This is a genomic window from Burkholderiales bacterium (assembly GCA_035518095.1).
Taxonomy (GTDB): Bacteria; Pseudomonadota; Gammaproteobacteria; order Burkholderiales; family JAHFRG01; genus JAHFRG01.
Genome location: DATIXX010000009.1, coordinates 46,220 through 57,603, shown reverse-complemented (window position 1 = coordinate 57,603; position 11,384 = coordinate 46,220). Strand labels below are relative to the sequence as shown.

Sequence of the window (11,384 nt, the reverse complement as noted above, 5' to 3'; positions counted from 1 at the left end):
AAGCCCCAGGATGTGATTACCTGCGCCGCGTGGGCGGCGGTGGTTCCAATAAGTCCCGGCGAGCTGTTCATCGCGAAATAGATCCCGGGGTGGATTACCGTGGCGCCGATCATCGACATGATGGCCACCAACGATTCCATTAGCATGCCGCCGTACCCGATGAAAGCAATCTGCTTTTCATTCTCGATCATCTTCGGCGAGGTGCCTGAAGCGATGAGTGAGTGCCAGCCTGAGACCGAACCGCAGGCGATCGTGATAAAGAGAAAAGGGAACAAGCTGCCGGCCCAAACGGGCCCGGTGCCGTCAATGAATCGCGTGACGGCGGGCATTTGCAGATCCGGACGAACGATCAGGATGCCTACCGCTAACAGGACGATGGTGCCCACCTTTAGAAAGGTCGAAAGATAGTCACGCGGTGCCAACAGGAGCCAAACCGGTAGGACTGAGGCAACAAAGCCGTAGCCGATAATGGTCAGCGCAAGCGTTGTGGCGGGGAAATTGAAATATGCGGCGAGAGCTGGAGTTTCAGACACCGTTCGCCCATAAATTAGCGCCGCCAAGAGCAGGACAGCGCCGATGATGGACATCTCCGCGATACGCCCGGGACGGAGGAATCGGGCGTAAACGCCCATGATTAGCGCGATGGGGACGGTGCAGAAGACGGTAAACGTGCCCCAAGGGCTCCCAAACAAAGCCTTTACGACTACCAGCGCGAGGACCGCCAGGATGATGATGCAGATAAGTAATACCCCGATGCCCGCGATGGTGCCGGCAATCGGCCCCATTTCAGAGCGGACCATGTCGCCAAGCGAGCGCCCGTCGCGTCGCGTTGACAAAAAGAGTACCGTCATGTCCTGCACCGCACCTGCGAACACGACCCCGGCCAGGATCCACAAAGTACCCGGCAAATAGCCCATTTGTGCGGCCAGCACCGGACCGACGAGCGGGCCCGCGCCGGCGATCGCTGCGAAATGGTGGCCGTACAGCACGTAGCGATTTGTTGGTACGTAATCAAGCCCGTCGTTGCGGCGATAGGCGGGCGTCTGCCTCGTGCCATCGACGCCAAGCGCCCTGTTAGCGATGAATAGGCCGTAAAAGCGAAAGGCGATGAAATAAATGCAAACCGAAGCGATCACAAGCCAGGCTGCATTGACGGGTTCGCCTCGAGTAAGCGCGACGATCGCAAATGAGACGACTCCCAGCGCAATTACTACACCCCATAAAACCTTGCTCTTGAGCGTGAACCCGCTATTGAGAGCTGCATTCATGATTTTCCCTCCTCATTATTCATGATAACGCTTCGCGAACATACGCCCATTCCAATCCAGACATTTTGATCCTGGTCAAGAAAGTTGGTTTCGCGCGAAAGCTTGGCGAAGCGTGCCGTCTACATGACGCTACGCCATTTTTTGAAGCTTTTCAAAACCTCTTTAGATTAGATTATGCGTATGTTGCATTTTGCAGCGATTAGCTGATAAATGCCATGTTGCGGTGCAACCGAATATTTATCCACAGCGTCACGTCAGATGCGGTCTTGGCGCAGATCGATCATTACCCGCCCGGCGGTTACTTCACTGCGGCCTGCGTAGAGGAAACCGAACAAGCCGACCGCTTGTATCAGTACCAACGCGCCCGGTGACCACAAATGCGCAATTCCCGCGCGCAGATTTGGGGTAACCGTGGCTGGAGCGTGCAGCCACCACGCGTACGCCGCGCATATCGCGATTGTGGCGAGAGAGAGTTTTTGATAAGCAGTGATGCGACCGTCGCCCCGATAATCAGCGCGTAACATTTCGGAATAGACGCGCCAAAGCTGGGTGACTGCGATGGATAGCAACAGCGCTGTGCAAAATGCGCCCCGAAGCCAAAACCCGGCGCATACCAGCCCTGTTACCACGTAAAGACTGGCAGTGATTGCCTGCACTGGAATCACCGGAACTCCATCCAGCCGGTCCGCATAGGCGATCTTCTTTGTCCGGCCTTCGAATACAAAATTGATGCGCTCGAATATCCAGCGTGCAATGCCGCGCGTCTGATCCACGGGTTTGCCGTAGCAGCATCCGAAACTTATGCAGGCACTGCGGCCGAGTCCCTCACCGATGGTATACGCGATCGCCATCGCAGACACTACCGGAAGCAGCGGCATTTGCGTGGAGCCGGTCGAGCGTAGCAAAAAGTTCAGCGCCTCCACGGAAAGGGGCAGGACCAACACCGCGACAAAGGTCGCTCCTGAAATTGTGAACGTATGCTGCTTCCGCTCAACGATCCGAGCAACCCAGCGGGCGCTCGGAAGCACGATCAGGACGAATACGAGAACGACGGCGCCGAGCGATCCGATCTGTATTCCTATTGCGCCTGTCAGCAACAGCAAGATTGCCAGTGCGATGGCCTGCGCAGTCGCAAAGAGCAGCCCGTAAAACGTAAGATTTACTCCCGACCAGGAGCCGTCGGCGTTTTTGTGGATGGGAACAGTCGCAACAAACTGCCACCGTTCACGCGGCAGCGTGCGAAAGCACCAGGCAAGCAGTACTAGCAACACGCTTCCTACTGCCAGAAGGAACCATTCGTCAGGGAATGCAGCCATGAATGTCGTGCTCAAGAAGAATTAAAGCCGGTTGTCTTGTCGTGGCTGGGCAAAGCACGCGCGATCGAGGCGCGCACATTTACCTCGGTTTCCACGAGCGGTTCGCCAAAACCTGCGGAAAAGCGGCTCGTCGCGTCTCTTCGGCGCAGGTTGGCGATCAGGTCTGCATCGAATTCCACGCGATCCCGTTCAAATAACAAGACCACGGTACTGCTGCCAGGCTTGAACAGGCTCTTGACTGCTCCACGCTTGACATGCATACCGGGCTTGATCGGGCAGGGGTCAAGATAGTACTCCGCGCTGTAACACTGGTGCACTTCGCCAATCATTAGCGCTACCACCTCAATCATGGCGACCAATCCGATTCCGCTGCCGCCCGACACGTTGGTATCGATAACCGTGATTGAACGGCCGTTCTGCGCGCACGCAGCTGGATTTTTGATGACCGCGATTGGATTGCACGAGTGAAACGCCCCCTTGATTTCGTAGAAATCGGCAATCTCGCCCGTGACCGGACAATGATTGTAGTGATATTTCTCGGGCGTTAAACGGAAGACGGCCCACGCGCCCGCCGCGAAGCAAGAGCCCCACTTGCTTTTGACGCCGAGTAGTTCACCAAGTCCAAGCAGCTTCTGCTTGATCAGGAGACTGGCCCCGCCTGCTTGCTCGCCGCAGAGCATGCGTGAATCCGAAGGCGCGACCACGCAGCCCGGATCATCTGGCATCGGTCGGCACTCCCAGAATCGGATTTGTCGCTCAAACAGGTCGCGAAGGCTGACAAGCCGGTCCGGGGGATTTACCATTTCGTCCGGGCGGAGTCCCGCGCGTTCAAGTAGCGAACGGAGTCTGCTCCAGCGCGTAACCCATGGCAGATCGAACTGCAAAGTGGCCACGAAATCGTTCGCGAAACGGCTCGTTAGCGCCTTGAAAATGACGGGTGCATGTTCCCGCGCCGCGGAATACAAGGAGCGAACCGACTCGTCGCCAATAAATCGTTCGGTACGAACCTGCCCGGACGACCGCTCGATGTACTGGTGCCATGTTGTGGGCATGGCCGCTCCTACGCCGCGTCCTGCAGCGCTTCGCCGTATTCCTTCGGACCACAAGTATTGGCGAGGATTCCGGGATAGCGCAATCGAATCCCTGCGGCATGCCAACCGTAACGAATTGCATCGACGTGCTCACCATACTTCGGACGAATTACGGTGCATTGCGCAAGATGAAACCGTTCCAGGACAGCTTGAGCAAAGTCAACGGGATACGAGCTTGTTACCGGAATCCGGTTGGCCGCGGATTGGTACGCTCCTATGACACGCGCGGCCTGGGGCATCAGAGCGGAGGATTGGCATTCCCGCATGAGGAACACGTTCCACAACTGTATTGCAATGAGATCTGACCGATCGGCGATTTCGTAGTATTGGGAATCCCTCATCAACGCGTGTACAAGGGCGCTGGGATTCCAATCCGCCAATTCCCAGATTTGAGAATTCGGAACGGGCGAGTGGCCGTGGCAGCCCAGCACAATATTCAGCGCAGCCCGCATATCGGGGCGCATGTCTACGAGCTCAGTTTCAAGTGTCATGGTCTGCGGCGATTCCTCTGCGCCATCGTTGCAGGGTCGGACAAAAGGCTTATCTTTATCACCAATTAGCATTCGAATATCACCATATGTTTGATGGGTTGCCGCTAATTGTTCGAGTATTACCTGAAAATCGCTCGCAGCGTAACCGAAGAATATGACAGGGATTTAAAGGAATTGTGACCTGTGAATTACTAGGCGCTGGCCCTGCGCGCCTCGCTGATTGACGTCTTTGCGCCTGGAGCGCTTGGATTTGCCCGTGTTGAAGAACCCCCTTAAACTCAAACGACTGGTATTAAGATGTTTAAAATGTGCCTGCGGCTTGCTGCGGGTACTTCTATAAAGAGTCGATAGCCACCCTAACAAATATTATGTCTCGCCCACGCATCCTACTTTTACCGGGCCGCGGCAATTCCGGTCCTGATCATTGGCAAACTTACTGGGAACAAGCGAATCCTGGTTTTGAGCGCGTCCTGCAATCGAACTGGGAAACACCGGATGCCCGCGACTGGATTAAGAATTTGCATGAAACCATTATGCGTGAGAACAGGTCTGCCATTCTTGTTGCACACTCTCTTGCCTGCTGTCTGGTCGCGCACTGGGCTGCGGTTTACTCGGGGCCTGTTGACGGCGCGTTGTTAGTGGCTCCCAGCGATGTCGATGCTGCGGCGTTTCCACCGGGACCCGTCGGGTTTTCTCCCATGCCGCTGCAGCCATTGCCTTTTAGAAGCATTGTGGTTGCAAGTACGAACGATGAACGAGTATCCGTGGAGCGTTCCAGACAATTCGCGGCGGCATGGGGCGCAGACTACGTGCTCCTTGGCGCGCGTGGCCACATCGGAAGCGCGGCCAAACTCGGCAATTGGCCCGAGGGAATGATTTTGCTTAACAGGTTGCTCGGCGCGTGAGAATCCCGTTGCCGCGGGAAACAATGGTTTCAATTCCTTTGTCCGGAAACTCTACGTCGCCTCGGATGGACATTTACCCAAAGATCTGGCAATGATGCATTGATAATGAAAGTCATGTTCTTGCCACTGAGTTCTACATTCAGCGTGCCCCTGATCTGGCCGGAACCGAGATACCAGTGCGCGGCTCCCGTGGTGCCGTGTCCGTTTTGCAAATTAGAAGATAGGAAACGGTATCTTCGCGGCGGCTTTCGTTGTCGAGCCTGCATCCCCTTAATGATTCGTGATGCAGGATCGGGAATGCGGAACAGAGCTCCTGGTGTATTAGACAGCGCTACTCGTGGGTTATGGCGTACCCTCGATTTTCCTCGAGGTTCGGCATCGATGTCTCGGTGGTGACTGCGTAAAGTCCCGGTGGTAATAATTCCGACGCCCGCGCCTGTGGACGAACCAGCACCGATAAAGCCAGCAATCCGCAGGACAGAGATCTCAATTTTTTTCCCGATCGAGCAAAGCGCGCTTGCGGTCGACGCCCCAGCGGTAGCCCGACAGCCCACCGTCAGTTCGCACGACACGGTGACAGGGGACCGCCACCGCCAACACGTTCACCGCACATGCCTGGGCCACGGCACGAACGGATTTGGGAGAACCGATGCGCTTTGCGATTTCGCCATAGCTTGCGGTTTTGCCCGCGGGAATTTTGCGAAGCGCCTGCCACACCCGCTGCTGAAATGCGGTGCCGCGCACATCGAGCGGAAGGTCGAGTCCCAGCCTGGGAGCTTCCACGACGCACACTACTTTAGCGACCAGCTTCGCGAATTCTGCGTCGCCGCCGATCAGGTTAGCTCGCGGGAAATGGTCCCGCAGATCGCGCACTAACTTGTCAGGATCATCGCCCATAAAAATCGCGCACACTCCACGCGGGCTTGCGGCGACCAGAATGGAGCCGAGCGTACACTCACCGATGGCGAAGTGTATCTGCGTATCGACGCCACCGGCGCGATAGTTGGTCGGCGTCATGCCCAATATCTCGTTCGATTTTTCATAGAAGCGACCGTTGGAGCCGTATCCTGCTCCGTAAATCGCCTCGGTTACCGTGTTGCTCCGGTCCAGTTCAGCTCGGACGCGCTTGGCGCGATTCGCCGCTGCGTATGCTTTGGGCGTTAAGCCTGTAATCGATTTGAAGACGCGATGCAGGTGGAAGGGGCTCACTCCGGCATGTTTTGCCATTTCATTTAGACTAGGCACCTGCTCGGAGCTCTCGATGAGTCGGCAAAGCTCGGCTACCTTTACGGCGTGCTGCTGGGCGAGAGAAACCTGGTCCGGCTTGCAGCGCTTGCAGGGCCGGAATCCGGCTCGCTCAGCGTCTTGCGCAGTCAGGTGGAACTCAATATTTTCGGGCCTGGCAAGGCGCGCGGCGCAAGACGGGCGGCAGTAGACACCCGTAGTCCTGACAGAGTAAAAGAATCGCCCGTCCGCATTTGGATCGCGGGCGCACACGGCTGCCCAGCGAGCATCGCTCGCAGTCGCCGCCGCAAGCATTTTGGCTTTTTTGGACATGTTCATTTGCTTCCTTTCAACGGTCTTCATAGTCGACGGTTGAAATTTAGCTGTGGATGGAAATTGGCACACTCCGGGTCTTGCTTTTGAATTCATCTTAGCGCATGCACGCAGACATCCAAAATCTGCCGGTTGATATCCCCCCTGCGAACGCCACTTTGCATCGACCATAACTTTCGGACGGGTAATCTGATGTTACCGAGACAATAAGCCAGGGGCGGGATCAATCTTACTCGACACGCCGCTGTCTTGCAGGCGCAGTAAATTGCGGAGAGGGCTGAACTTGGTTCCAGTCGCGAGGCTACATACCGCTCGCATGAGCTTATGAGATAAATGAATCGCGGCGTAATAACTTGTTGGCGATGGTAACTGTTTTACGTGGTGCGATCGGTAAACGTGACTTGGCAGAGTCTAAGCACGTTTACGCGCAAGCGAGCAACGAACGCTGGTGCAGTTTCGGAATCAGGTTTTGATGGAGGCAAAAAACCCGCCCAAAAGCGGGGCGGGTTTTTTTAGATCAGTTGCTACTAACGGCAAGCCGAAGGACGGTATTTTCCTAAAATTGTGGAATTAGCACCGGTGTTGCTGCAGGTCCAGGTTTTACCGCCGTCAGGCGTTTCTAAAAGCAAGGTTCCCCCAGCGACGAGCTTGCTGGCAGTCTGTCTCATAGTCGCCATGATTTGCAGCACGCCCGTCGTTCCTTGGGCCGTAAGCTGTTGCACACCCTGAACATATTTGCCGATGGTATTGCCCATGACCGAAGAAGTTGACGTCGGCCAAGTGCCCTTGTCGGAAAACCACTCGGCGTACGGCGTTTTGCCGCCGGACATCAGTTCGACCGCTTCAGACACTTGGGCGCGTGCCGTATAGTCCTGATAGGCCGGAATCGCGACCGCAGCCAATATGCCAATGATCGCTACCACGATCATCAACTCGATCAAGGTAAAGCCTCGTACTTGTTTCATATGACCCCCAAATTCATTTATAAAAAATATGCTACAGGATGAGTAACGTAAGCTATGTGCCGCTAATATGCTTAAAAGTTCCTATAAGTAATAGTGTTAATAAAAATTCTAAAACTCTCTGAAAATAGCGAAGTGTCGTTTCTCGTCCGGTCCGGCTCAAACCAAGCAATGGAGCATGCCGCGATCGAGCCATACCAAATAACTTTTTGCCGTCTGAAAGGATCTTTTTTTTGTTGAACCGGAAGAGCTAATATTCGACGATTTGCTATCGAAACTATGGGCCTCCAGGACAAATAAGTATGTGAGTTGACTCACATTTCTACCCTATCTTTATATGCGCTTTTTATAAGTATTACACGGATCATAGTCAGTTAACAAATTTTCACTAAAAGATTCAAGGCCATGCGGAGCCTCAAAATGCATTTGGATCGACCCGTCCCCGCGTTCATACCAAGGCGAACTCATAGAGCCCGCTGACGGGAACGATGCGGGAATGGAAGAGCCGGGTTAGCGAAATGCATATCACTCGCTTTTTGCGTGAGCGAACGTGTGAACTCCGATGGAGGAAAATGTGCCGCGCACGCGTTTGTCGACGCATCTTGCTACAAATGCACGGCGCGATGGAACGGGACGCGGGCCGAGGATGCGAACGGTCGGCGGGCGACGCTCGGACGTCAAATTGTAGAAGCCTCCGGCCGAAAACGTGCTGGATGCATTGCTTTAGACTAATGCTATAATCGCGCCAACAAATCATAATCAGAACAGGAATGTTCAAGGTTCTGCAGTTCAACATGCAGTTCGGACAGAGTTGGGATGATGCTTATCCCGACTACGCGCCCATCAACCTCAACCTTACTATCGCAGAAATCCGCAGCCAAGATGCTGACATCGTGCTGCTGCAGGAAGTCGAGCAGGTGCGTCCTCTTGGCGTACAGCACAACCCTCCGCGCAATTATACGCGGCTGCGCAAAGCGCTCGTAGGCTATGACGGATTTTTTCTGGCAAAACAAATTGATCCGCGCGAATTGCCGTTCGGCATAGGTCTCGCGATTTTCTCGAAGACGCCATTGCGTAACACCATGTCATTGGACCTGCCGTCGCCGGCGATTGAGTTCGATTTTCGAGGCAAAAAAAGAACGCCAACAGATCGGCTGCTGATCGGCGCAAAGACTGCGATTCAAAAACGCAAGCTCGCAGTGTTTAACACGCACTTGTTGGCGTTTTTTATGTTAAATCCATCTGCCGAGGAGCAAACGTCTCAGCGCGATCTCGTGATTAAGCAGCTGCGAAAATCGACCGGGCCCACGCTGCTAGGGGGCGATTTCAACGTCAGTAAGCATGAATCGTTAGTGCGGCAGTTTGCAAACGCAGGTTTTAAGACGGTGCAGACGGACGAGATTACGTGGCGTCGCCGCCCTTATGTGCTGGATCATATTTTCTACAATCAGTATCTTCGGCTCGTGAGCCACGCGGTCAAGCCGACTCCAGCTTCCGACCATCACATGCTCATCGCGGAATTTGATTTCGTGGACTGAATTAGCGCGCCGCCGGTCCTTGTAAGATGAACTTTACTTAAATAAGCGCGCTCTGCGCATTTTCGCAAGATGGCGTGGCCCGCGACTGCAAGCCTTGGACCGGTCGGAACGAAGCCCTAAATACTAATTGTTGCCCTGACCCCGATCGTGGTAATTGCCCCCGTCGTGATGGCCTTCGCGTTTAGGAAAACATGCCTTGACTGCATCCTTGTCCTGAGCTTGCGATACACAATCCCTGGCTTTTTGAAGTGCCGCAATCCTCTGATCCATGCGCTCCAGTATGTGCTGCTTACGCTCCTGAAAATTCTGAGCTTGATTGGGTTGCTGTGCGGCCGGCGGTTGTGTTTGGGCAAGCACTGCGCCGGACATAAACATCGCGAGCACAACAAAAATTACTTTATGCATAAAAACCTCCAGAAAAAGTTACGTTGGTCGGGGAACAAGCTTCTGTATTGATACCGTGAACGCAAGCCTCAAGCCTTGCTACTTCTTATCGTAAGCCAATCCCGCTTTTACTTCCTGAATCGCCTGCTCGGTCAGCTCGAGCGCTTTTTCACGATGTCCGCCATAGTCGTGTGCAGCGTGCTCCAGATCGCCTTTGGCACGTTCCAGTGCATGCAGCGCATGCCTCATTTCAGGGTGACGCTCGCCCTTGGCAGGCGAAGTTTGCATCTCTGGGTCCGCGGCGAAAACCGAGGGCAAAATGGCAAGTGTGAACACAGTCACAAATGCAACCATGATACGTCTAAACATATTCTTCTCCTGCAGAAATTTAAGGCGGAGCGGCCGTGGTCCGGCGCTCCAGTAGATTTAACGCCTTCGAGACTTTCAGGTTGACAGATTCGTCCGGTTCCGGACGCAAATTGCGGGAGCAGAAAAGCGGAGCGGGAAGACGCTTCAGCCGCCGGCGCGCGCAAGGACCAAAGCACACGCACGGCGGCCGATGTGTCCTTTCAGTACGAACCGTTCACCGTCATAACGCCCGTCGAAATAAGCGGGAACTTCCTTGCCGAGATGACGCTCTGTTTTGGATATGACTTTGCCGGCGAGCACAAGGCTGCCATCCTCGCCAGGCTTGCCGCGAACGATAATGTAGCCCGGCTGCCCGGGTTGGCCGTGGGTCACGATGATCTCGCCGCCCGATGCAGTAAACGGCCAGCTATTTACCTGCGACGGAAGTTCCTCAAAAGCATCGCACGATCGCGTCACAGTCCAATTGCCGTCATAGTTCGATGCTGCGGCCGAAGACGGCTTCGATGAACCGGCAGACATCGGCGCTAGTGCCGCAACCACAGCGTTGCCGGATTTCTTCGAGGTCTCGGCAGCTTTCGGTGGTTGTTGCGATTTCAACTTTGCAGCAGCGAGTTCGGCATCCGCTTTGTGCCGTATTTCTTGCGCATCCGCGCGCGCTTTCTCGAGCTCGGCTTCAGCTTTAGCTTTCATCTCGGCTGCGCGTTGCTCCTCGAGCTCGCGTCTGGCCCCGGCAGTGGCCGCCGCCTCGGTCTCAGCACGGTGCTGCGCTTCTTCGGCCTCGCCGCGGGCCTTTGCGAGCTCGGCCTTGACTTTCGCGCGTTCTTCGCCATAGGGTCTGGGGTGCGGTAACCATCCCGCTTGCCAGGCGACGATTGCCGCGACGACGGCTAAAGCGGCCGCGCCCGCCGCCAATGAGTGCCGGCGGGAGGTACTACTTGCGGCAGGCGCGAGTGGTTTTACCGGTGCTGTACCGGAAAGCTTGTAGACGTGAATTGGTCGGCTGATGTTTTTGAGCTCGCGGTTGCCGATATCGACGAAACCGAGATTGAGCTTGCCGGTGATTTGATCGTAAACAGACGATGAGATGCACACACCGCCCGGGTCGGCGATGCTTTCCAGGCGCGCCGCGACGTTTAGGCCGTCGCCGTGCAAGTCGTCGCCTGAAACCATGACATCGCCAAGGTTGACGCCGATGCGGAACGACATCTGCTCGTCCTCCGGGAGCGAGTTATTGCGCGTCTTGAGGGCATCCTGAATTTCGACCGCGCAACGCACCGCTTCTACCGCGCTTTCGAATTCGGCAAGCACGCTGTCGCCGGCAGTACCCACAATGCGGCCCTCATGCAGAGCAATGATCCCGTCGATAACGCCGCGATGCGCGGCGAGCACCTTAAGCGTGCGTTCCTCGTTGGCGCCCATCATGCGGCTGTAGCCGTATGCGTCGGCCGCGAGAATCGCTGCGAGTTTACGTTTTACGTTAGCGGTCATAGCAGGGCGCGAGAA

The 11,384-nt window shown here is 55.4% G+C and carries 11 protein-coding genes; 2 read left to right on the top strand and 9 right to left on the bottom strand.

Annotated features, from left to right (window positions below):
- The 4 genes from VLV32_02090 to VLV32_02075 all read right to left on the bottom strand — a co-directional run.
- Window positions 1-1,268: carbon starvation CstA family protein (locus VLV32_02090; GenBank protein HUL40687.1), on the bottom strand; the 1,268-nt coding region annotated here is incomplete at its 3' end.
- A gap of 254 nt (window positions 1,269-1,522) precedes the next feature.
- The gene (locus VLV32_02085; protein HUL40686.1) at window positions 1,523-2,584 is read right to left on the bottom strand and encodes a prolipoprotein diacylglyceryl transferase family protein; all 1,062 of its coding nucleotides are present in this window, start codon (window positions 2,582-2,584) and stop codon (window positions 1,523-1,525) included.
- Between the two features lie 11 nt (window positions 2,585-2,595).
- Window positions 2,596-3,636: a phosphatidylserine decarboxylase gene (locus VLV32_02080; GenBank protein ID HUL40685.1), complete on the bottom strand. Its 1,041-nt coding sequence runs from the start codon at window positions 3,634-3,636 to the stop codon at window positions 2,596-2,598.
- An 8-nt stretch (window positions 3,637-3,644) separates the two neighbouring features.
- Window positions 3,645-4,166, bottom strand: a complete 522-nt coding sequence (locus VLV32_02075) for a hypothetical protein (protein ID HUL40684.1) — start codon at window positions 4,164-4,166, stop codon at window positions 3,645-3,647.
- Window positions 4,167-4,534: 368 nt separating this feature from the next.
- On the opposite strand from VLV32_02075, the gene VLV32_02070 reads away from it, so the two are divergent.
- The gene (locus VLV32_02070) at window positions 4,535-5,071 is read left to right on the top strand and encodes an alpha/beta hydrolase (GenBank protein ID HUL40683.1); all 537 of its coding nucleotides are present in this window, start codon (window positions 4,535-4,537) and stop codon (window positions 5,069-5,071) included.
- A 486-nt stretch (window positions 5,072-5,557) separates the two neighbouring features.
- Here VLV32_02070 and ada read toward each other — a convergent pair whose 3' ends face one another.
- Window positions 5,558-6,628 carry a bifunctional DNA-binding transcriptional regulator/O6-methylguanine-DNA methyltransferase Ada gene (gene ada / locus VLV32_02065; GenBank protein HUL40682.1) on the bottom strand — a complete coding sequence of 357 codons (1,071 nt, stop codon included), beginning with the start codon at window positions 6,626-6,628 and terminating at the stop codon, window positions 5,558-5,560.
- Between the two features lie 527 nt (window positions 6,629-7,155).
- Window positions 7,156-7,593, bottom strand: a complete 438-nt coding sequence (locus VLV32_02060) for a pilin (GenBank protein ID HUL40681.1) — start codon at window positions 7,591-7,593, stop codon at window positions 7,156-7,158.
- Window positions 7,594-8,360: 767 nt separating this feature from the next.
- Here VLV32_02060 and VLV32_02055 point away from each other — a divergent pair.
- Entirely contained in the window at window positions 8,361-9,128 is a 768-nt protein-coding gene (locus VLV32_02055; GenBank protein ID HUL40680.1) for an endonuclease/exonuclease/phosphatase family protein, read from the top strand.
- Window positions 9,129-9,251: 123 nt separating this feature from the next.
- On the opposite strand, the gene VLV32_02050 is transcribed toward VLV32_02055, so the two are convergent.
- The 3 genes from VLV32_02050 to VLV32_02040 form a co-directional block, all read right to left on the bottom strand.
- On the bottom strand, window positions 9,252-9,533 hold the full coding sequence (locus VLV32_02050) for a hypothetical protein (protein HUL40679.1): 282 nt from the start codon (window positions 9,531-9,533) through the stop codon (window positions 9,252-9,254).
- Between the two features lie 78 nt (window positions 9,534-9,611).
- On the bottom strand, window positions 9,612-9,881 hold the full coding sequence (locus tag VLV32_02045) for a hypothetical protein (GenBank protein ID HUL40678.1): 270 nt from the start codon (window positions 9,879-9,881) through the stop codon (window positions 9,612-9,614).
- Between the two features lie 144 nt (window positions 9,882-10,025).
- On the bottom strand, window positions 10,026-11,369 hold the full coding sequence (locus tag VLV32_02040; protein HUL40677.1) for an adenylate/guanylate cyclase domain-containing protein: 1,344 nt from the start codon (window positions 11,367-11,369) through the stop codon (window positions 10,026-10,028).
- Window positions 11,370-11,384 lie beyond the last annotated feature (15 nt).